The following is a 20,611-nucleotide window of genomic DNA, read 5'->3' as shown; positions in this document are numbered from 1 at the left end:
CCAATATACACAGCTTGGAAGCAAATTGCCTGCCGGGGTTCCACGTAGGGCCCGGCAGAAAAGGGTTTCTTCAGCCTTTACCTTGCGAGGCCACCGCGGCGGCGGCCTTTTCGGCGGCCGCGGCATCGCCCAGGTAGTAGTGGCGCATGGGCTTGAGGTCGTCGTCGAGCTCGTAGACCAGCGGGATGCCGTTCGGGATGTTCAGGCCGACGATGGCGTCGTCGGAGATGCCGTCGAGGTATTTCACCAGCGCCCGGATCGAGTTGCCGTGGGCCGCGACGACCAGGCGGCGCCCCGTGCGGATGGCTGGCGCCATCGATTCGTTCCAGAACGGCAGCACGCGCGCCACCGTGTCCTTCAGGCACTCGGTCAGCGGGATCTGCTCGGGCGACAGCTTGGCATAGCGCACGTCGCTGCGCTCGCTGCGCGGATCGTCGGCTTCCAGCGGCGGGGGCGGGGTGTTGTAGCTGCGGCGCCAGACCAGCACCTGCTCGTCGCCGTACTTCTTGGCGGTTTCGGCCTTGTTCAGGCCCTGCAGGCCGCCATAGTGGCGCTCGTTCAGGCGCCAGGAATGGACCACCGGCAGCCATGTGCGGTCGAGCTCGTCGAGCGTGTGCCACAGGGTGCGGGTGGCGCGCTTCAGGACGCTGGTGTAGGCGACGTCGAAGTCGTAACCTTCTGCCTTGAGCAGCCGGCCGGCCTGCTTGGCCTGCTCGACGCCGGTTTCCGTGAGGTCGACGTCGGTCCATCCGGTGAAGCGGTTTTCGAGATTCCAGGTCGATTCGCCGTGACGGATCAATACCAGTTTGTGCATGTGGGAGGCCTTTGGCTGCGCTTGCGAAACCTCGCATTCTAAAATCCTCGGTTTGCCATTCAAGGAACCCCCGTGAAATTGATCGAATTCGTCACCGCGAACTGGATGCTGATCCTGATCGCGCTCAGCTCCGGCGCCATGCTGGCCTGGCCGCTGGTACGGGGTGCGGGCGGCGGAACGCTCACGGCCCAGGGCGCCGTGCAGCTCATCAACCGCGAGCGCGCGGTGCTGGTCGACGTGCGCGAGCCGGAAGAATTCGCCACCGGCCACATGATCGGCGCCAAGAACGTGCCCCTGAACCAGCTCGAGGAAAAGCTGACGGGCGCGGTCAAGAACAAGACCGTGCCGCTGCTGCTGGTATGCGCCACCGGCACCCGCGCCCAGCGTGCCGTGGCCATGGCCAGGAAGCTGGGCTACGAGCAGGCCCAAGCCGTGGCCGGCGGACTCAAAGCCTGGAAAGACGCTAACCTGCCGGTTGAAAAAGCCTGAGTCTTCCCAAGGTAGAGAGCATGCAAGCCGTCAAGATGTACACCACCGCCGTCTGCCCTTACTGCATTCGTGCGAAGCAGATCCTGAAGTCCAAGGGGGTCGAGCAGATCGAGGAGATCCGCATCGACACCGACCCGCAGGCCCGCAACACCATGATGGAGATCACCCAGCGCCGCACGGTGCCGCAGATCTTCATCGGCGAGACGCACGTGGGCGGCTGCGACGACCTGATGGCCCTCGACGGCCGCGGCGGCCTCGTGCCCCTGCTGCAGGGTGCGTAAATAGGCTCTCCCCCAGGCTTCGCGCACTTCGTGTCGCTTCTCCAACCCCCTACCGGGGGGCAACACCAGCGGCCCGGCAAAGCCGGTTCCGCGGTGTTTCACGGATGAGCCTCGTCGTGGGGCGATAATCTTGAGTCCATTCATCTGCAGCCCGCTGCGGGAACCTTTCCCCGGCGGGCATTGTTTTGATCCTCGAAAGTTCAGCCATGGCCGACCAGCAAGCCCAAGATCCCGTGTTCCAGATCCAGCGCGTCTACCTCAAGGACCTGTCGCTCGAGCAACCCAATTCGCCCGCGATCCTGCTGGAACAGGAACAGCCCACGGTCGACATCCAGCTCGGCGTGGACGCCCAGCCGGTGACCGACGGCATCTTCGAGATCACCGTTTCGGCCACCGTGCAGACCAAGATCGGCGACAAGACCGTGTTCCTGGTCGAGGCCAAGCAGGCCGGCATCTTCGAGATCCGCAACCTGCCGGAAGACCAGATGGGCGCGATCCTGGGCATCGCATGCCCGCAGATCGTCTACCCGTACCTGCGCGGCAACGTCGCCGACGTGATCCAGCGCGGCGGCTTCCCGCCAGTGCACCTCGCCGAGATCAACTTCCAGGCGATGTACGAACAGCAGCAGGCGCAGGCCGCCGGCCAAGCCGCGCCGACCCTCGCGCAGTAAACCGGCACAGACGCCGCCAACGCCGATGAAGATCTGCGTTCATGGCGCCGGTGCCTGGGGCACGGCAGTCGCCGTCAACGCGGCGGTTCGCCACGAGGTCACGCTCTGGGCGCGCGATGCCGCTCAGGCCGACGCCATGTCGGCCGCGCGCGAAAACACCCGTTACCTGCCCGGGCTGGCTTTGCCGGCCTCGCTCGCCGTGCGCGCCGGCGACATCGCCCAGGCGCAGGCCGGCGCCGACCTCGTCATCGTGGCCACGCCCATGGCCGCCCTGCGCGAGCAGCTCGTCGCACTGCGCGGCACCACCGCGGCGGTGGCGTGGCTGTGCAAGGGCGTCGAGCCCGCACTCGACAGTTCTCCCGAATCCTTTGGCCTGCTGGCCCACGAAATATGGGCGCAGGTTGCTCCTGATTTGAGAGCGGGCGTGCTCAGCGGCCCCAGCTTTGCGCAGGAGGTCGCCGAAGGGCGGCCGACCGCGCTGGTGGCCGCCAGCCCGCATGCCGCGGTTCGCGACACGCTGGTCGATGCCTTCCACGGACCCGCGCTGCGCGTGTACGCCAACGAAGACATCGTGGGCGTGGAAGTGGGCGGCGCGGTCAAGAACGTGCTCGCCATCGCCACCGGGCTGTGCGACGGCCTTGCGCTGGGGCTCAACGCCCGGGCGGCACTCATCACCCGCGGCCTCGCCGAAATGACCCGCTTCGGCCTCGCGCTGGGCGCCCGCGCCGAGACTTTCATGGGCCTTTCGGGCCTGGGAGACCTCGTGCTGACCTCCACCGGCGACCTGTCGCGCAACCGCAAGGTCGGCCTGCTGCTGGCCCAGGGCCGAACGCTGGCGCAGGCCGTCGATTCGCTCGGCCACGTCGCCGAAGGCGTGTATTGCGCCCGCACCGTGGTGCAGCGCGCGCGCGGCCTTGGTGTCGAGATGCCGATCGCCGAGGGCGTGGTCGCCCTGCTCGACGGCCGCGTGAGCCCGCAGGACGCCGTGGCCGCCCTGACGGGCCGCGACCCGGTGCCGGAATCGGTCCAGCCGGGCGCCGCGGCTTCCCCTCGTCAATCCTCCTGAAGAAAAAACGCAGAGACAAAGAGCCATGAGCCTTCGCTTCGATTTTTCAGCGTCGGCCGTGGCCGCGCTGGCCCTGTCCGATGCCATCCGCGCATTGCAGGAAGACGTTGCCGACGGCGACCTCACCGCGTCGCTGGTCGATCCCGTCCGTACCGTGCGCGCCCGTGTGCTGGCGCGCGAAGCTGCCGTGGTGTGCGGCGCGCCCTGGGTCGAGGCGGCCCTGCGGCAGCTCGACCCGCAAGTGCGCATCCACTGGCTCTGCGCCGAAGGCGAGCGTTGCGCGGCCGGCCAGACCGTGGTCGAGATCGAAGGCTCTGCGCGTGCACTGCTGACGGCCGAGCGCACCGCGCTCAACTTCCTGCAATTGCTGAGCGCGGTCGCCACCAAGACCGCCCTGTATGCCGACGCCGTGCGAGGCACGCGTGCCCGCATCGTCGACACCCGCAAGACGATTCCGGGCCTGCGCCTCGCTCAGAAATACGCTGTTCGCACCGGTGGTGGCCTGAATCACCGCATTGGCCTGTACGACGCGGTACTCATCAAGGAAAACCACATCGCCGCGGCCGGCGGCGTGGCGGCCGCCCTGCGTGCCGTGGCGCCGGTGGCTGCGCGGGCCGCCTTCGTCGAAGTCGAGGTCGAAACGCTGGCCCAGCTGCGCGAGGCGCTGGACGCCGGCGCGCGCATGGTGCTGCTCGACAACATGGATTTGCCCACGCTGCGCGAGGCCGTGCGCATCAATGACGAAGCCGGCGAAAGCCGCAAGGCCGTGCTGGAAATATCCGGCGGCGTCACGCTGGACGGCCTGCGCGCCCTGGCCGAAACCGGTGTCGACCGGATCTCGGTGGGCGCGTTGACCAAGGATGTCAAAGCCATCGACTATTCGATGCGTTTCCAGGAAGGCTGATCCGCCCATGTCGTCTCCGGTCATCGACATCGACTACGAACAGCCCGCGCTGAAAGGTTCAGCCTGCGACACGCGCCACGCCTGGGCCCGCGTGCCCCCCGAGCCTTCGCCCGATGAACGCACCGCGCTGAAGGAGCGCATCCGCCGCCTGCTGCGTGAGCGCAATGCCGTGATGGTGTCGCACTTCTATGTGCACCCCGACCTGCAGGACCTGGCCGAGGAAACCGGCGGCATCGTGAGCGATTCGCTCGAGATGGCGCGCTTCGGCCGCGACCATGCCGCGCAGACGCTGGTGGTGTCGGGCGTGCGCTTCATGGGCGAGACTTCGAAGATCCTGTCGCCCGAAAAGCGCGTGCTGATGCCCGACCTCGACGCGAACTGCTCGCTCGACCTGGGCTGCCCGGTCGACGAATTCAGTGCCTTCTGCGACCAGCACCCCGACCGCACCGTGGTCGTCTACGCCAACACCAGCGCCGCCGTGAAGGCGCGCGCCGACTGGCTCGTCACGTCGAGCTGCGCGCTCGACGTGGTGGGTGCCCTGCACGCGGCGGGCCAGAAGATTCTCTGGGGCCCCGACCGCCACCTGGGCGACTACATCCAGCGCCAGACCGGTGCGGACATGGTCAGCTGGAACGGCGCCTGCATCGTGCATGACGAATTCAAGGCGCTGGAGCTCGAACTGCTCATGAAAGAGCACCCGAAGGCGAAGGTGCTGGTGCACCCGGAATCGCCGTCGGACGTGATCGCGCTGGCGGATGCGGTGGGTTCCACCTCGGCCATCCTGAATGCCGCGCAGCGCATGGACGCCAGCGAATTCATCGTCGCCACGGACACCGGCATGCTGCACAAACTGCGCACGCTGAACCCCGGCAAGACCTTCATCGAGGCGCCAACCGCCGGCAACGGCGGCACCTGCAAGAGTTGCGCGCATTGCCCGTGGATGGCGATGAATGGGTTGATGGAGCTGGCGAATGCGCTGGAGACGGGTGCGGGCGAGATCCACGTCGATCCGGCATTGGGGCTGCGGGCGCGTGTGCCGATCGACCGCATGCTGGCGTTTACGGCCGGGCTGAAGAACGGGCAGGCGCCGGGCAGCTTGGTTGCCGGCATCGGCGCTGCCTGATCCCGTCTTGCACCTTCCCCCTCTGGGGGAAGGTGGGATGGGGGCAGCAGAGCGCTTCCTGGGTATGCCGCTTGCCCCCACCCCCGCCCTCCCCCAGCGGGGGAGGGAGAAAAACCTAGAAATCCACGGTGCAGGAATCGCCCATCGCCTCCCGCCACACCTTCACCCGCGCCATCGACGGCCGCAAGTCCGGCAGCGCATCCGCGATGAACACGCACAGGTTCTCCAGCGTCGGCGGATGCAGCCCCGGCACGTCGTCCAGCAGGTGATGGTCCAGCAGCTCGCGCACCTCTTCCAGCCGCCGGCGCAGCAACCCCAGGTCGATCACCATCCCCGTCACCGGATCGCGTTCGCCCGCGAGCCAGACCTCCGCGTGGTACGTGTGGCCGTGGATACGGCGGCTGCCTTCGATTTCGATCTCGCGCTTCAGCGTGTGGGCGGCGTCGAAGAAAAAGCGTTGGCTGATGGTGAAGCGCATCGTCAAGAAAAAAGAAACTCTGAAAGGGAAAAAGTGCCGCCGTCTCAGCGGATGCCAGTGATCTTGTGCGTCTGAACGCTGAGCCGCCACACGGGCTGCTTCATGCATTCGGCAATGCAAAGCTCGGTGTTCGCGATCCGGTCGGGCCCGTCCATCGGCTGCAGGAAACGGTGCGTGAACTCGCCCGTGCGCGCCATCGTGTCTAGGTCGAAGTCGGTCTGCGGCCATACCAGCTTCAGCTCCTGGCCGCGCTGCTGCACCCACGGCGCGCCGGCCTTGGGGCTGATGCACAGCCAGTCGATGCCCTCGGGCGCCTCGACCGTGCCGTTGCTCTCGACTGCGATGCGGAAGCGCCGCGCGTGCAGCGCGTCGACCAGCGCCGTATCGACCTGCAGCAGCGGCTCGCCGCCGGTCAGCACCACGAGGCGATGCTCGGCGTCGTTTGCCGGCCATTGCGCGGCGATGGTGTCAGCGAGCTGCCCGGCATTCTTGAACTTGCCGCCCAGCGTGCCGTCGGTGCCAACGAAGTCGGTGTCGCAGAAACGGCAGATGGCCGAGGCTCGATCTTCCTCGCGGCCGGTCCAGAGATTGCAGCCCGCAAAGCGGCAGAACACGGCCGGCATGCCGGCCTGGCCGCCTTCGCCTTGCAGGGTGTAGAAGATTTCCTTGACGCTGTAAGTCATAAGGCGGAGGGAGCTTCGATCTCCAGGTTGTCGATCAGCCGCGTGGTGCCCAGGCGCGCGGCGGCCAGCGCCACGAGCGGTTCGCCGACGGCAGGTGCTTGCAGGTCGGCGCGGCGCCGCAGCACCAGGTAGTCCGGCTGCCAGCCGCGCTGCGTGAGCGTTTGCATGGCCCGCGCTTCGATCGCGGCAAGGTCGCGTTCGCCTGATCGCACCGCCTCGGCCATGGCCTTCAGCGCCTTCGACAGCTGAACCGCTTCCGCGCGCTCGTCCATGCTCAGGTAGCCGTTGCGCGACGACAGTGCGAGCCCGTCATCTGCGCGGAATGTCTCGCCGCCCACGATCTCGATGGGCAGCGCGAACTGCCGCACCATGTGGCGGATCATCATCAGCTGCTGGTAGTCCTTCTTGCCGAACACCGCCACGCGCGGCTGCACGCACTGAAAGAGCTTCATCACCACCGTGCACACGCCGATGAAGAAGCCGGGGCGAAAGTGCCCTTCGAGGATGTCGGCCAGGGCAGGGTCGGGGTGCACCTTGCAGGTCTGCGGTTCGGGGTAGAGCGCCTTTTCGTCGGGCGCGAACAGCACGTCGCAGCCGGCGGCGCGCAGCTTCTCGCAGTCGCTGTCCCAGGTGCGCGGGTAGGTGTCGAAGTCTTCGTGCGGCAGGAACTGCAGGCGGTTCACGAAGATGCTCGCCACCGTCACGTCGCCCAGCGGTTTCGCCTGCTTCACCAGGGCCAGGTGGCCGTCGTGCAGGTTGCCCATGGTGGGAACGAAGGCGGGGCGCTTGAAGGCGGCGAGGTGGTCGCGCAGTTCGGCGATGGTGTGTGCGATGTACATGAGCGGTTCCTTACCAGGCGTGGAGTCGGTCGTCGGGGAAGCTGCCGTCCTTGACGGCCTGCACGTAGGCCTTGAGCGCGGGCAGCACGCCTGGCGCATCGGCCATGAAGTTGCGCACGAACTTCGGCATCTTGCCGAGGTTGATGCCCAGCATGTCGTGCAACACCAGCACCTGGCCGGCGGTGGCCTTGCCGGCGCCGATGCCGATGGTGGCGCAGTGCTGCAGCCCGGCCGTGAGTTCGGCGGCCAGCGCGGCCGGCACCATCTCCAGCACCAGCATCGCGGCGCCCGCGTCCTGCAGCGCATGGGCCTGCTGCTTCAGCAGTGCGCCGGCGGCGTCGCCCTTGCCCTGCACGCGGTAGCCACCCAGCGCATGCACCGTCTGCGGCGTCAGGCCGAGGTGCGCGCACACCGGGATGCCGCGCTCGACCAGGAAGCGCACAGTCTCGGTCGTCCAGCCGCCGCCTTCCAGCTTGACCATGTGCGCGCCGGCCTGCATCAGCACCGTGGCGCTGCGCAGCGCCTGTTCGCGCGACTCCTGGTAGCTGCCGAAGGGCAGGTCGGCAATCAGCCAGGCCGTGCCCTGCACGCGGCGCAGGCCGCGCGAGACGCTGTCGGTGTGATAGCGCATGGTGTCCAGGCTCACGCCCACCGTGCTGCTCAGGCCCTGGCAGACCATGCCGAGCGAATCGCCGACCAGCAGGCAGTCGATGCCCGCGGCGTCGGCCATCGCTGCGAAGGTGGCGTCATAGGCAGTGAGCATCGCGATCTTCTCGCCGCGCGCATGCATGTCGGCCAGGCGCGGCAGGCTCACGGGCTTGCGCGAGGCGAGCGGGGAGGCTGGTGGCAGCGTGCCGTAGGGCGAGGACGGTGGTGTCTCGGGTGCGGGGGGTGTGGTGTTCGACATGGTTGGGTTTCTCCCTGCGGGCGTCGGTGGCCGGGCATCCTTGAGTGAAGAAGACAACGAAGCGGTGGGTCGGTCAGTCGGCCGGCGGCACCAGCACCGTGGGCGCGGTGGGCTCGGCGAGCGAGGGGTAGTCGCGGCTGAAATGCAGGCCCCGGCTCTCGTGGCGGGCCTGCGCGGAGCGCACGATCAGCTCGGCCACCTGCACCAGGTTGCGCAGTTCGAGCAGGTCGCGCGTGACGTGGAAGTTCGCGTAGAACTCCTGGATCTCGGCCTGCAGCAGCGCGATGCGGTGGCTCGCGCGCTCCAGGCGCTTGTTGGTGCGCACGATGCCGACGTAGTCCCACATGAAGCGGCGCAGCTCGTCCCAGTTGTGCGAGATGACCACGGCTTCGTCGGCATCGGTGACGCGGCTCTCGTCCCAGGCGGGCAGCTCGGCTCGTTCGCGCGGCGCGCGCGCGAACACCATGCACTCGACCAGCGAGTTGCTCGCGAGGCGGTTGGCGCCGTGCAGGCCGGTGCAGGCGGTCTCGCCGATGGCGTAGAGACCCGGGACGTCGGTGCGCCCGCTCAGGTCGCTGAGCACGCCGCCGCAGGTGTAGTGCGCAGCCGGCACTACGGGTATGGGCTCGCGCGTGATGTCGATGCCCAGCTCCAGGCAGCGCGCCAGGATGTTGGGGAAGTGTTCCTTGAGGAAGGCGGCTGGCTGGTGCGAGATGTCGAGGTAAACGCAGTCCAGGCCGTGCTTCTTCATCTCGAAGTCGATGGCGCGGGCCACCACGTCGCGCGGCGCGAGTTCGGCGCGCTCATCGTGCTTCGGCATGAAGCGCGTGCCATCGGGCAGCTTGAGCAGCCCGCCTTCGCCGCGCACCGCCTCGCTTATCAGGAAGGATTTGGCGTGCGGGTGGTACAGGCAGGTCGGGTGGAACTGGATGAACTCCATGTTCGACACCCGGCAGCCCGCGCGCCACGCGGCGGCAATGCCGTCGCCGGTGGCGGTGTCGGGGTTGGTGGTGTACAGGTACACCTTGCCCGCGCCGCCCGTGGCCAGGATGGTGTGCGGCGCGCGGAAGGCCAGCACCTCGTCGGCTTCGTCGTCCAGCGCGTACAGCCCCTGGCACGACGGATCGTCCAGGCCGAGCTTGGTGCCGGTGACGAGGTCGACCAGCGTGTGGTGCTCGAACAGCGTGATGTTGGGCGTGCGGCGCACGCGCTCGATCAGCACCTGCTGCACGGCCGCGCCGGTGGCGTCGGTCACGTGCACGATGCGGCGCTGGCTGTGGCCGCCTTCGCGCGTCAGGTGCAGGTCGCCGCCTTCTTCCGAGAACGGCACGCCGAGTTCGCGCAGCCAGCCGATGGCCTCGGGCGCATGCTCGACCACGAAGCGCGTAGCCCCGGGATCGCACAGGCCGGCGCCGGCCACCAGCGTGTCTTCGATGTGCGCGTCGAAGGTGTCGCTGGCCGCCAGCACGGCCGCGATGCCGCCCTGCGCCCAGGCGCTGGAGCCGTCGTTCAGCGCGCGCTTGGTCAGCACGGCCACGCGATGCGTGGGGGCCAGGTGCAGCGCGGCCGAGAGGCCGGCAAGGCCGCTGCCGACGATGAGGACGTCGAAATCGCGCACGGCGGAAGTCACTGGGGTCACTGGGTATAGGGACCGGTTGGGTCAGGCTGGCGAATAGGCCAATCTGACGTAGATGGGGGCGAAGGCTTCCGCCTGCGTGATGTCGATCAGCGTCTCCTTCGCGAGCTCGAGCATCGCGATGAAGGTGACGATCAGCACCGGCGTGCCGCGCGACACGTCGAACAGCTTCTCGAACTCCACGAAGCGCTGCCCCTGCAGGTGGCGCAGCACGATGCTCATGTGCTCGCGCACGTTGAGCTCTTCGCGCGAGATCTTGTGGTGCTGCACGAGCTTGGCGCGCTTCATGATGTCGGCCCAGGCGTCGCGCAGCTCGACCACGTCCACGTCGGGGAAGCGCGGCTTCAGCGATTGTTCGATGTAGACCTGTGCCTTCCAGAAGTCGCGGCCGTAGGTCGGCATGGCGCTGATGGCGGCGGCCTGCAGCTTGGTCTGTTCGTACTCGAGCAGGCGGCGCACGAGTTCGGCGCGCGGGTCTTCGGCCTCCTCGCCGTCGGCCACCTTCTTGGGCGGCAGCAGCATGCGCGACTTGATCTCGATCAGCATCGCGGCCATCAGCAGATACTCGGCCGCGAGTTCGAGGTTCGTCTGGCGGATCTCGTCGACGTAGCTCAGGTACTGGCGCGTGAGCCCCGCCATCGGGATGTCGAGGATGTTGAAGTTCTGCTTGCGGATCAGGTAGAGCAGCAAGTCCAGCGGGCCTTCGAAGGCCTCCAGGAACACCTGCAACGCCTCGGGCGGGATGTACAGGTCCTTCGGCATCGCGAACAGCGGCTCGCCATAGAGCCTCGCGAGCGCGACCTGGTCGACCACGTCGGGCATGGCGACCACCAGCGTGCCGTTGTCCTCGTCTTCGCTCATCGGCTGGTCACTATTGTTTTAATAGCGACCGACGCAATGCGGACGGGCATTTGCTGCCAATTCGGCATCAAGAAGATTACTTGGATTGCGTCTGGTAGACGTAGGGCTGCATCGGCACGCGGGCTTCGCTGTACTCCTCGAGCAGGCCGCGGTCGAGGTGCTTGTCCCAGAGAAGGGCGCGGCCGGCGCGCTGTTCGGCCTCCAGCGTCGGCTTCTTTTCCTTCATCTCCTCGATGAAGTTCGTGATCTCGGAGGTGTAGTGGGGGCGGCGGAAGATGGACATAGACTGGACCTTTATGGCGCGAATTTTACCGGGGACGGCATGAAGCAACGGCAAGGGTGGCGGATCGGCATGGCAACAGGGTTTCTGGCGGCGGTCATCGGGCTCGCGGCATGCGACCCGAAGAACATCAGCGAGCTCGAAGAGGGCGTCTCCACCGAGGCCGACGTGCGGGCCCGGTTCGGCGAGCCCGAGAACATCTGGGACGCGCCGAACGGCCGCGTCCTCGAATACAACCGCCAGCCGCAGGGCCAGAAGAACTACATGATCACCATCGGCGCCGACGGCAAGATGAGTGCGCTGCGCCAGGTGCTCACGCCACAGAACTTCGCCAAGGTGCAGCCCGGGATGATGATGGAAGACCTGCGCAAGCTGCTCGGCAAGCCCGCCAAGGTCACGCCCTATGCGCTCAAGCGCGAGACCGAATGGGAATGGCGCTGGGTGCAGCCGCCGAACTCGGCCATGGTCTTCACTGCCACGCTGAACGACGACCAGCGCGTGGTGCGCAGCGGCTCCTCGCCCGACCGCGGCACCGAGGCGCCGTAGCGTTCAGGCGCCGTGGCCCGCGCCGGGCCGGCTGGTCGTCAGTTCCTCGGCGAAACCCGAGCGCTCCAGCACCTCGAGCGGCTGCGGCTGCAGCGACTCGATGCGCAACTGTCCGTCGCGCGCCAGCACCGCACGGTGCAGCTGCCGCAGCGCATCGACGCCCGTGGCATCGATGTAGATCAGGTGCGTGGCGTCCAGCACCAGCGTCATGCCACGCGGCGCGCGCTCGGCGGCGTTCACCGCCTCGTCGAGCTTCGCGGCTGCACCGAAGAACATCGCGCCGTAGAGGCGGTAGGTGATCACCGGCGGCTGCAGCGTCACCAGCTCGACGCCGAACAGCCCGCTCATGCGCCGGATGAAGAGCGCGCAGGCCAGCACGATGCCTGCCTGCACCGCCACCGTCAGGTCGAACACCACGGTGAGAAAGAAGGTGCCGAGCATCAGCAGCCGGTAGTGCCGGCTGAAATGCCGCAGCTGGGTGGGCGTGAACTCACGCCATTCGCCCATGTTCAGTCCCACGAACACCAGGATGCCTGCCAGCACCGCGAGCGGCACGTGGCGCGCCAGCGGCGCGGCCAGCAGCACCACGACGAGCAGCGTGATCGCATGCACGATGCCCGCGATCGGCGAGGTGCCGCCCGAGCGGATGTTCGTCACGGTGCGCGCGATGGTGCCGGTGGCCGGCATGCCGCCGAAGAAGGGCGTGACGACGTTCGCAATGCCCTGCGCCATCAGCTCCTGGTTGGGGTCGTGGCGCGGCTGGCCGCTGAGCTGGTCCGACACGCGTGCGCACAGCAGCGACTCGATGGCGCCGAGCAGCGCGATGGTGAGCGTGGGCGTCACGAGCTGCTTCACCGTTTCCCACGAGAAGTTGGGCAATGCGAAGCCCGGCACGCCTTCGGGAATGCCGCCGAAGCGCGTGCCGATGGTTTCCACCGGCAGCGCGAAGCCCCATGACACCAGCGTCAGCGTGACCAGCGCCACGATGGGCCCTGGCATGCGTGCACCCACCTGCACGGCGCGCGTGCGCGCCACCCGGCCCGCGACGCGCAGTACCGCGGTACCCACCTTCGAGTCGCCGCTCAGCAGCAGCGGCCACAGCGCCAGCCCGGCCACGCAGGCGATGCCGAGCGCGAAGGCATAGGGATTGAAGGTGCCGATCTGCAGCGCCATCGCGTGCAGCTGGGAGAACACGTCGGCCGGCATCTTCGCCACTGTCAGCCCGAGCAGGTCCTTCAGCTGCGACAGCAGGATCAGCACCGCGATGCCGTTGGTGAAGCCCACCACGATCGACAGCGGCACGAAGCGCACCAGCCGCCCGAGCCCGAACAGCCCCGCCATGAACAACAGCACGCCTGCGCAGGCGGTCGAGATCAGCAGGTTCGCCACGCCGTAGCGCTCGACGATGCCGTAGACGATCACGATGAACGCCCCCGCCGGCCCGCCGATCTGCACCGCCGAGCCGCCCAGCAGCGAGATCAGGAAGCCCGCGATGATCGCCGTCCAGATGCCGGCTTCGGGCTTCAGCCCCGAGGCGATGGCGAAGGCCATGGCCAGCGGCAGCGCCACGATGCCGACCGTGGCGCCCGCGCCCAGGTCCTTGAAGAAGCGCTCGCGGTTGTACCCCGCGAGCGAGTCCATCAGGCGGGGGCGGAAACGGGTGAGGTTCAGCGGGGATTGCATGGGATGCCCATTGTGGACTGCTGGCCCCATGCGAACTTTCGATCAACTTATCCAATGAGAAAGATGCAGATACATTTTTGACATTCATTGACATTTCGTCGCCGACATTACCGAGGCCCTCGATGCACATTCTGCTTGTCGCAAGCGCGTTCAACAGCCTGACGCAACGGGTTCTTGCCGAACTCCAGGATCGTGGCCATACCGTGGGAGTGGCGCTGGCCCTCGGCAATGACGATGCCTTGCGCGAAGCCGTGCGGGATCATTCGCCGCAGCTCATCGTGGCGCCGATGCTGACCACCGCGATCCCCGAGGATGTCTGGACCGGCCACACCTGCCTGATCGTGCATCCCGGGCCGCCGGGCGACCGGGGCCCCTCGTCGCTCGACTGGACGCTGCAGGACGGCGCGCAAAGCTGGGGTGTCACCGTGCTCGAAGCCGTGGCCGAGATGGACGCGGGCGATGTCTGGGCCTGGTCGCCGCTCAAGGTGCCGCCGCTGGCCGGCAAGAGCGACTTCTACCGTGGCGAGGTCGCCGATGCCGCGCTCGACGCGGTGTTGCTCGCGGTGGAGCGCTTTGCCTCCGGCAAGTACAAGCCCCGGAAGCAGAAGGCCGCCGCCCTGTCCGCCGGTTGGCGGCCCTTCATGAAGCAGGCGCAGCGCCGCATCGACTGGGCGGCCGATCCGACCGAAGTGGTGCTGCGCCAGCTGCGCGCGGCCGATTCGCAGCCCGGCGTGCTCGACGAACTGCTGGGCGTGCAGTGGTATCTGCACGGCGGCCATCCCGAGGGCGAGCTGCGCGGCAGGCCCGGCGAGCTGATCGCCACCCGCGCCGGGGCCATCTGCCGCGCCACCGTCGACGGCGCTGTGTGGATCGCGCAACTGCGGCCCTGGCGCGAGCCGGGCTCGCGGCTGCCCAGCTTCAAGCTGCCGGCCGTGCAGGCGCTCGGAGACCTGCTGCCTGCGGAAGTGCCCGAGGTGCCGGCGCCGCTGCAGTTGCCGGCCGCGCGCCGCACCTGGTCCGACATCCGCTACAGCGAGCACGGTACGGTCGGTATGCTGAATTTCTCGTTTGCCGGTGGCGCGATGAGCACCGTGCATTGCCGGCGGCTGTTGGAGGCCTACCGCTTCGCGCTGACCCGGCCGACCTCGGTGCTGGTGCTGGGCGGGCTGCGCGACTTCTTCTCCAACGGCATCCATCTCAACGTGATCGAGGCGGCCGACGATCCTGCCGAAGAGTCGTGGGCCAACATCCACGCGATGAACGATTTGGTCGAAGCGGTGCTGACCACCACCGACAGGCTCACCGTGTCCGCGCTAGGCGGCAATGCGGCGGCCGGTGGCGTGATGTTCGCGCTGGCGGCCGACGAGGTGTGGTGCCGCGATGGCGCCGTGCTCAATCCGCACTACAAGCTGATGGGCCTCCATGGCTCCGAATACTGGACCTACATCCTGCCGCGCCGCGTGGGCGAGAGCGAGGCGCAGCGGCTCACGCAGTCGGCGCTGCCGGTGAGCGCGAAGCGCGCGGTCGAGCTCGGCATGGCGCAGCGCGTGCTGCAGGCCGCGCCGGAGGAGCTGGGCGACGAGGTGGTCCGCATGGCGGCGCAGCTGGCCGCCTCGCCGGTTCTGGCCGAGCGCATCGCGCAGAAGAAGGCGGTTCGCGCGCAGGACGAGTCGGTGAAGCCGCTGCAGAAGTACCGCGACGAAGAGCTGACGCACATGCGCCGCAATTTCTTCGATGCCCGCGAGCCGCATGCGGGGCTGAGGTCAGCCTTCGTGCGCAAGGAAAAGGCGCCGCGCACGCCGCCCCACCTGGCCCGGCTGGGCCTGGCGGACTGACTGAGTTGCCGCCTACTCGCTGTCGGGAATCACCGCATCGGCCGCCGCGCCCACGGCCTTGCCGGTGATGCGCGCGGTGCCGATGGCCGCGTCGGCGGCGCGGCCCACCGCGTCGGCGCCCACGCTCACTGCGGTGCTCGCCACCGACACCACGGCGCAGCCGCTCAACAGGGCGGAAAGCGAGAGCAGCAGAAGGGCGCGATGCAGCAGCGTGGCCATGGCGATGTCCCTTGCGATCAGCGAACCCGCATGCCCGGCGTTGCGCCCGGCCACGGTTCCAGCACATGGATGCCCGGATGGGCCTTCTCGTCGCCGTGGCTGGCGGCCAGCACCATGCCTTCGCTGATGCCGAACTTCATCTTGCGCGGTGCCAGGTTGGCGACCAGCACGGTGAGCTTGCCCACGAGCTGCTCGGGCTGATAGGCGGAAGCAATGCCGCTGAACACGTTGCGCGTCTTTCCCTCGCCCGCGTCGAGCGTCAGGCGCAGCAGCTTGGTCGAGCCCTCGACCTTCTCGCAGGCGACGATCTTCGCGATGCGCAGGTCGATCTTGGCGAAGTCGTCGATGGTGATGGTGGGCGCGATGGCTTCACCGCCCGGCAGTGCGCCTTCCGAGGAGGCGGCGGCCGGTGCGGGTTCGGGCGCGTCGAACAGCTTGTCGACCACCTTGGCGTCGGCACGCTGCATCAGGTGCTTGTACTCGCCGATGGCGTGGCCCGCCGCCAGCGACTGCGCGGCATCCGCCCAGGCCAGCGGCGAGATCTTCAGGAAGGCTTCGACGTTCACGGCCAGCGCCGGCAGCACCGGCTTCAGGTACAGCGTGAGCAGGCGGAAGGCTTCGATGCAGACCGTGCACACGTCGTGCAGCCGTGCCTCGGCGCCTTCCTTCTTGGCCAGCTCCCAGGGCTTGTTCTGGTCGACGTACTCGTTCACCTTGTCGGCCAGCGCCATCACCTCGCGCAGCGCGCGGGCGTAGTCGCGGCCGTCGTACAGCGAATGCAGCTGCGGCGCCGCATCGCGCAGCGCGAACAGCAGCGCGTCGCCGTCGGCCGACACCTCGCCCAGCTGGCCGCCGAAGCGCTTGCCGATGAAGCCGGCCGCGCGGCTCGCGATGTTGATGTACTTGCCCACGAGGTCGCTGTTGACGCGCGCGACGAAATCCTCGGGGTTGAAGTCGATGTCCTCGTTGCGGCCGTTGAGCTTGGCCGCGATGTAGTAGCGCAGCCATTCGGGGTCGAGCCCGATCGACAGGTACTTCAGCGGGTCGATGCCCGTGCCGCGGCTCTTGCTCATCTTCTCGCCGCTCACCGTCAGGTGGCCGTGCACGTACACGGCATCGGGCGCCTTGCGGCCGCTGAAGTGCAGCATCGCGGGCCAGAACAGCGTGTGGAAGGTAATGATGTCCTTGCCGATGAAGTGCACCTGCTCGAGCTCTGGGTCGGCCATGTACTCGGTGTACGAGATGCCGTCGCCGCCGAGCTCGATGCAGCGCTTGTCGAGCAGGTTCTTCAGCGACGCCAGGTAGCCCACGGGCGCGTCCAACCATACGTAGAAGTACTTGCCCGGCGCATCGGGGATTTCGATGCCGAAGTAGGGCGCGTCGCGGCTGATGTCCCAGTCGCCGAGGCCGCCCTTGCCTTCGTTGTCCTTGTAGAGCCACTCGCGGATCTTGTTCTGCACCTCGCTCTGAACGTGGCCGGCAGCGGCAGTCCATTCCTTCAGGTAGGCCTCGCAGCGCGGGTCCGACAGCTTGAAGAAGAAGTGATCGGAGCTGCGCAGCTCGGGCTTGGCGCCCGACAGTGCCGAGTAGGGGTTGATCAGCTCGGTGGGCGCGTACACGGCGCCGCACACCTCGCAGTTGTCGCCGTACTGGTCCTTCGAATGGCAGTTGGGGCACTCGCCCTTGATGAAGCGGTCGGCCAGGAACATGCCCTTTTCGGGGTCGTAGAACTGCTCCACGCTCTTGGTCTCGATGAGGCCGTTGGCGCGCAGGTCGCGGTAGATGTCCTGCGCGAGCTGGTGGTTCTCGGGCGCGTCGGTCGAGTGCCAGTTGTCGAACGAGATGAAGTAGCCGTCGAGGTAGGGCTTGCGGCCCGCGGCGATCTCGGCCACGAAGGCCTGCGGCGTCACGCCGGCCTTGTCGGCCGCGATGGTGATGGCCGCGCCGTGGGCGTCGTCGGCACAGACGAAGTTGACCTCGGCGCCGTTCATCCGCTGGTTCCGCACCCAGATGTCGGCCTGGATGTACTCCATCATGTGGCCGATGTGGAACTTGCCGTTGGCATACGGCAGGGCGGTGGTGACGAAGAGCTTGCGCGGGGCGGACATCGGGGAGGGCGCTTTCGGGAGTGACTCGGAGGTGAGGCGGACGGGGAACCGGGCATTTTAGGTGGGCGCGTGCGCCCCGCGTCCGGCCGGGTGTTTGGTGGCAGCATCGCCCCATTCGCCTGCAACCACCGCGACGCCAGGGAAATCGATCAGAACTGGGCGCCCGCGAGAATCCGGCCGTCCACCCCATGGCCCCCAAGCCACTGAAATCCCTGAGGCCCCTGATGCCCTTGAATGCCATCCGCCACCAGATCGGTCCCTTCGTCGTCCTCGAATGGACGTCGCCGCTGCAGAACGTGGGCGAGGCCACGGACCTGGTGGGCGCCTGCATGTCGCACGACACCGACCGCCTGCTGCTCGATGTGGGCGCGCTCCCGCCCGCATTCTTCGAGCTTCGGACGCGTTTCGCGGGCGAGTTCCTCCAGAAGCTGCAGACCTACCGGCTGCGAACCGCGGTGGTGATGTCGCCGCTCGCCGATCACGGCGCACGCTTCGAGGAATACCTGCGGGAAGCCCGGCGCGGGCACTTCTGCCGGTTCTTCACCTCGCGTGACGAGGCGCTTGCGTGGCTGGCCCGCGAATGACCCTTTCGGCCGATTCTGGCGCCTCGCCGGCGCAAGGGGCCGGCGTTATTCTTCCGCCTTCGCGCCGCATTGGCCGCGACTCCTCACTCACCTGACCTCACAAGGGCGCTTCCCATGACCACCCCCATTCCCGCAACCCTCATCCCCGGTGATGGCATCGGCCCCGAAATTGTCGACGCCACGTTGGCCGCGCTCGACGCGCTGAAGGCCCCCTTCGCCTGGGACACCCAGATCGCCGGCCTGGGCGGCGTCAAGGCCTCGGGCGATCCGCTGCCGCAAGCCACGCTCGACAGCATCCGCCGCACCCGCCTCGCCCTGAAGGGCCCGCTGGAGACGCCGTCGGGCGGCGGCTACCGCTCGTCGAACGTGCGGCTGCGCGAAGAGTTCCAGCTGTATGCCAACCTGCGCCCGGCGCGCACCATCATTCCCGGCGGCCGCTTCGACAAGATCGACCTGGTGGTTGTGCGCGAGAACCTCGAAGGCCTCTACATCGGCCACGAGCACTACGTGCCCATCGACGGCGACCCGCACGCCGTGGCCATGGCCACCGGCATCAACACTCGCCAGGGCAGCCGCCGCCTGCTGGAGTACGCCTTCGACACCGCCGTGGCAACGGGCCGCAAGAAGGTCACGATCGTGCACAAGGCCAACATCATGAAGGCGCTTACCGGTATCTTCCTGGAGACCGGCCTCGACCTCTACGAGAAGAAATACAAGGGCAGGTTCGAGCTCGACACGGTCATCATCGACGCCTGCGCGATGAAGCTGGTGCTCAACCCCTGGCAGTTCGACATGCTGGTCACCACCAACCTGTTCGGCGACATCCTGTCCGACCTCGTGGCGGGCCTGGTCGGCGGCCTGGGCATGGCGCCCGGCGCCAACATCGGCACCGACGCCGCGATCTTCGAGGCGGTGCACGGCTCCGCGCCCGACATCGCCGGCAAGGGCATCGCCAACCCGACCGCGCTGCTGCTGGCCGCCGCGCTGATGCTCGACCACGTGAAGCTGCCCGAGCTGGCCACGCGCCTGCGCAAGGCCATCGACGAGACGCTGAACATCGACAAGGTGCGCACGGGCGACCTGGGCGGTACGGCGGGCACGGCGGCGTTCACCAAGGCGCTGGTCAGCCGCATCAACGGCGGTTGAGCGGCGCAGGCAGGGCTCGCAGGGCTGCATGAGAAAGCTTCTGCTGCTCCTGGCGGCCCTGCTGTTCGCAGGCCTCGCGGCGGCCGACCCGCGCTTCACCGTGGTGAAGGTCGACCTGCGCACCGAGCGGCTCGAGCTGTTCCTGCGCGACGACGCAGGCGTGCCGTTCAAGCGCTTCGACCGGCTCGATGCCTGGCTGAAGGAGCGCCACCGGCAACTGGACTTCGCGGTGAACGCCGGCATGTACCACGAGGACTTTTCCCCGGTCGGCCTGCTTGTACGTGACGGCCGCGAAGAAGCACCGCTCAACCTGGCGGATGGCGTGGGCAACTTCTTCCTCAAGCCCAACGGTGTGTTTCTCGTCTCGGACGCGGGGCCGCGGGTGGTCGAGTCGTCGGAATATCCGGCGCTGGCCAAGGGCGTGCGCCTCGCGACGCAGTCGGGTCCGCTGCTGCTGCGCCATGGGGTCGTGCATCCCGCCTTCATTCCCCATTCCGATTCGCGCAAGATCCGCAACGGCGTCGGCGTGATCGGCCACACGGCCATCTTCGTCATCAGCGAAAAGCCGGTGAATTTCCACGAGTTCGCGCTGTACTTTCGCGACGTGCTCCACTGCCGCGATGCGCTGTACCTCGACGGCACGGTCTCGGCCCTGCATTCGGCTGCGCTGCACCGAAGCGACTTCGTGCGGGAGCTGGGGCCTATGCTCGGCATCGCGTCGCCTTGAGTGCGGTTGCCGCCCTTCGCGTTTTCACCATCGATCCTTGCCCGAGCCATGTCCACCCCATCGCTGCCCGTCCTGTCCCTCCTCGAAACCCGCGTGCTCGGCGTGCTCGCCGAAAAGCAGCGCACCGTGCCCGACAGCTACCCGCTCACGCTCAATTCGCTGGTGTCGGGCTGCAACCAGAAGACCAGCCGCAACCCGGTGCTCGAACTCACCGAGTCGCAGGTGCAGGCCGCCATCGACAGCCTGAAGGGCTACAGCCTCGTCGCCGAAACCAGCGGCGGGCGTGCCTTCCGCTACGAGCACAACGTCGACCGCGTGCTGCGCATTCCGTCGCAGTCGGTCATCCTGCTCACCGTGCTGATGCTGCGCGGGCCGCAGACGGCGGGCGAACTGCGCATCGCCTGCGACCGCATGCACAACTTCGCCGACATCTCGTCGGTCGAAGGCTTCCTCGACGAACTGGCGCAGCGTCCGGCCGGTGCGCTGGTGGTGAAGCTGGCACGGCTGCCCGGCGCGCGAGAAAGCCGCTGGGCGCATCTGCTGAGCGGTGCGCCGGCGGAAGAGGTGGCGGGGCCGGCGTCCGAGGCATCGCACGTCGGTCACGATGTGTCGCTCGGCGAGGTCGCGGCGCTGAAGGCCAATGTGGCGCGGCTCGAAGCCGAGGTGGCATCGCTGAGGGCGCTGCTGGGGCGGGTGTGTTCCGAACTGGGCATTTCCGAAGGGGGCTGAGC

23 protein-coding genes are annotated in these 20,611 nt (G+C 67.8%); 12 read left to right on the top strand and 11 right to left on the bottom strand.

Annotated elements, in window-relative coordinates; translation table 11 throughout:
- Positions 1–70: 70 nt before the first annotated feature.
- On the bottom strand, positions 71–814 hold the full coding sequence (gpmA, locus tag ACEN9N_RS17770; RefSeq protein ID WP_007837175.1) for a 2,3-diphosphoglycerate-dependent phosphoglycerate mutase: 744 nt from the start codon (positions 812–814) through the stop codon (positions 71–73).
- 72 nt (positions 815–886) lie between these two features.
- Here gpmA and ACEN9N_RS17765 point away from each other — a divergent pair, with 72 nt between their 5' ends.
- The 6 genes from ACEN9N_RS17765 to nadA all read left to right on the top strand — a co-directional run bounded on the left by ACEN9N_RS17765 (position 887) and on the right by nadA (position 5,348).
- Positions 887–1,303 (top strand): rhodanese-like domain-containing protein, encoded by a 417-nt coding sequence (locus ACEN9N_RS17765; protein WP_007837177.1) that lies wholly within the window; start codon positions 887–889, stop codon positions 1,301–1,303.
- 20 nt (positions 1,304–1,323) lie between these two features.
- Positions 1,324–1,584, top strand: coding sequence for a glutaredoxin 3 (grxC, locus tag ACEN9N_RS17760; RefSeq protein WP_007837180.1), 261 nt, complete (start codon positions 1,324–1,326; stop codon positions 1,582–1,584).
- A gap of 206 nt (positions 1,585–1,790) precedes the next feature.
- Positions 1,791–2,255: a protein-export chaperone SecB gene (secB, locus tag ACEN9N_RS17755; protein WP_007837580.1), complete on the top strand. Its 465-nt coding sequence runs from the start codon at positions 1,791–1,793 to the stop codon at positions 2,253–2,255.
- 25 nt (positions 2,256–2,280) lie between these two features.
- The gene (locus ACEN9N_RS17750; RefSeq protein WP_413314806.1) at positions 2,281–3,321 is read left to right on the top strand and encodes an NAD(P)H-dependent glycerol-3-phosphate dehydrogenase; all 1,041 of its coding nucleotides are present in this window, start codon (positions 2,281–2,283) and stop codon (positions 3,319–3,321) included.
- Positions 3,322–3,346: 25 nt separating this feature from the next.
- Positions 3,347–4,225 carry a carboxylating nicotinate-nucleotide diphosphorylase gene (gene nadC, locus ACEN9N_RS17745; RefSeq protein WP_413314807.1) on the top strand — a complete coding sequence of 293 codons (879 nt, stop codon included), beginning with the start codon at positions 3,347–3,349 and terminating at the stop codon, positions 4,223–4,225.
- Positions 4,226–4,232: 7 nt separating this feature from the next.
- On the top strand, positions 4,233–5,348 hold the full coding sequence (nadA, locus tag ACEN9N_RS17740; RefSeq protein ID WP_495654176.1) for a quinolinate synthase NadA: 1,116 nt from the start codon (positions 4,233–4,235) through the stop codon (positions 5,346–5,348).
- Between the two features lie 115 nt (positions 5,349–5,463).
- Here the strand turns inward: nadA and ACEN9N_RS17735 are convergent, their stop codons facing one another.
- From ACEN9N_RS17735 to ACEN9N_RS17705, 7 genes are all read right to left on the bottom strand, one after another.
- Complete coding sequence (locus ACEN9N_RS17735) at positions 5,464–5,826, bottom strand: 6-carboxytetrahydropterin synthase (RefSeq protein WP_495654175.1); 363 nt, start codon at positions 5,824–5,826, stop codon at positions 5,464–5,466.
- A gap of 44 nt (positions 5,827–5,870) precedes the next feature.
- Positions 5,871–6,509 carry a 7-carboxy-7-deazaguanine synthase gene (gene queE / locus ACEN9N_RS17730; protein WP_413315378.1) on the bottom strand — a complete coding sequence of 213 codons (639 nt, stop codon included), beginning with the start codon at positions 6,507–6,509 and terminating at the stop codon, positions 5,871–5,873.
- Positions 6,506–7,348 (bottom strand): pantoate--beta-alanine ligase, encoded by an 843-nt coding sequence (gene panC, locus ACEN9N_RS17725; protein WP_007837590.1) that lies wholly within the window; start codon positions 7,346–7,348, stop codon positions 6,506–6,508. Before panC ends, queE begins: the two co-directional genes overlap by 4 nt.
- A 10-nt stretch (positions 7,349–7,358) precedes the next feature.
- Complete coding sequence (panB, locus tag ACEN9N_RS17720) at positions 7,359–8,255, bottom strand: 3-methyl-2-oxobutanoate hydroxymethyltransferase (protein WP_007837592.1); 897 nt, start codon at positions 8,253–8,255, stop codon at positions 7,359–7,361.
- Between the two features lie 73 nt (positions 8,256–8,328).
- Positions 8,329–9,873 (bottom strand): L-aspartate oxidase, encoded by a 1,545-nt coding sequence (gene nadB, locus ACEN9N_RS17715; RefSeq protein ID WP_495656397.1) that lies wholly within the window; start codon positions 9,871–9,873, stop codon positions 8,329–8,331.
- Between the two features lie 42 nt (positions 9,874–9,915).
- Entirely contained in the window at positions 9,916–10,752 is an 837-nt protein-coding gene (locus ACEN9N_RS17710) for a segregation and condensation protein A (protein WP_007837595.1), read from the bottom strand.
- A 76-nt stretch (positions 10,753–10,828) separates the two neighbouring features.
- A complete protein-coding gene (locus ACEN9N_RS17705; protein WP_007837597.1) occupies positions 10,829–11,035 on the bottom strand; it encodes a DUF3460 family protein in 207 nt (68 codons plus the stop codon).
- Between the two features lie 69 nt (positions 11,036–11,104).
- Between ACEN9N_RS17705 and ACEN9N_RS17700 the strand changes: the two genes are divergently transcribed.
- Complete coding sequence (locus tag ACEN9N_RS17700; protein ID WP_495654174.1) at positions 11,105–11,578, top strand: outer membrane protein assembly factor BamE; 474 nt, start codon at positions 11,105–11,107, stop codon at positions 11,576–11,578.
- Between the two features lie 3 nt (positions 11,579–11,581).
- Here the strand turns inward: ACEN9N_RS17700 and ACEN9N_RS17695 are convergent, their stop codons facing one another.
- Positions 11,582–13,261, bottom strand: a complete 1,680-nt coding sequence (locus ACEN9N_RS17695; protein ID WP_495654173.1) for a SulP family inorganic anion transporter — start codon at positions 13,259–13,261, stop codon at positions 11,582–11,584.
- A gap of 122 nt (positions 13,262–13,383) precedes the next feature.
- Here ACEN9N_RS17695 and ACEN9N_RS17690 point away from each other — a divergent pair, with 122 nt between their 5' ends.
- A complete protein-coding gene (locus tag ACEN9N_RS17690; protein ID WP_495654172.1) occupies positions 13,384–15,096 on the top strand; it encodes an enoyl-CoA hydratase-related protein in 1,713 nt (570 codons plus the stop codon).
- Positions 15,097–15,108: 12 nt separating this feature from the next.
- Here ACEN9N_RS17690 and ACEN9N_RS17685 read toward each other — a convergent pair whose 3' ends face one another.
- Positions 15,109–15,315 (bottom strand): hypothetical protein, encoded by a 207-nt coding sequence (locus ACEN9N_RS17685; protein ID WP_495654171.1) that lies wholly within the window; start codon positions 15,313–15,315, stop codon positions 15,109–15,111.
- A gap of 17 nt (positions 15,316–15,332) precedes the next feature.
- Positions 15,333–17,423 (bottom strand): methionine--tRNA ligase, encoded by a 2,091-nt coding sequence (gene metG, locus ACEN9N_RS17680; RefSeq protein WP_495654170.1) that lies wholly within the window; start codon positions 17,421–17,423, stop codon positions 15,333–15,335.
- Between the two features lie 224 nt (positions 17,424–17,647).
- On the opposite strand from metG, the gene ACEN9N_RS17675 reads away from it, so the two are divergent.
- From ACEN9N_RS17675 to ACEN9N_RS17660, 4 genes are all read left to right on the top strand, one after another.
- The gene (locus ACEN9N_RS17675; RefSeq protein ID WP_413315372.1) at positions 17,648–18,007 is read left to right on the top strand and encodes a DUF4180 domain-containing protein; all 360 of its coding nucleotides are present in this window, start codon (positions 17,648–17,650) and stop codon (positions 18,005–18,007) included.
- A gap of 114 nt (positions 18,008–18,121) precedes the next feature.
- The gene (locus ACEN9N_RS17670) at positions 18,122–19,153 is read left to right on the top strand and encodes an isocitrate/isopropylmalate dehydrogenase family protein (protein ID WP_007837620.1); all 1,032 of its coding nucleotides are present in this window, start codon (positions 18,122–18,124) and stop codon (positions 19,151–19,153) included.
- Positions 19,154–19,181: 28 nt separating this feature from the next.
- On the top strand, positions 19,182–19,880 hold the full coding sequence (locus tag ACEN9N_RS17665; protein ID WP_413315370.1) for a phosphodiester glycosidase family protein: 699 nt from the start codon (positions 19,182–19,184) through the stop codon (positions 19,878–19,880).
- Positions 19,881–19,928: 48 nt separating this feature from the next.
- Positions 19,929–20,609, top strand: coding sequence for a YceH family protein (locus tag ACEN9N_RS17660; RefSeq protein ID WP_495654169.1), 681 nt, complete (start codon positions 19,929–19,931; stop codon positions 20,607–20,609).
- The last annotated feature ends 2 nt before the right edge of the window (positions 20,610–20,611 follow it).

This window comes from Variovorax sp. Varisp46 (genome assembly GCF_059491885.1).
Note: the sequence above shows the minus strand (reverse complement) of the source record. Positions and strands in the feature narration are given on the sequence as shown.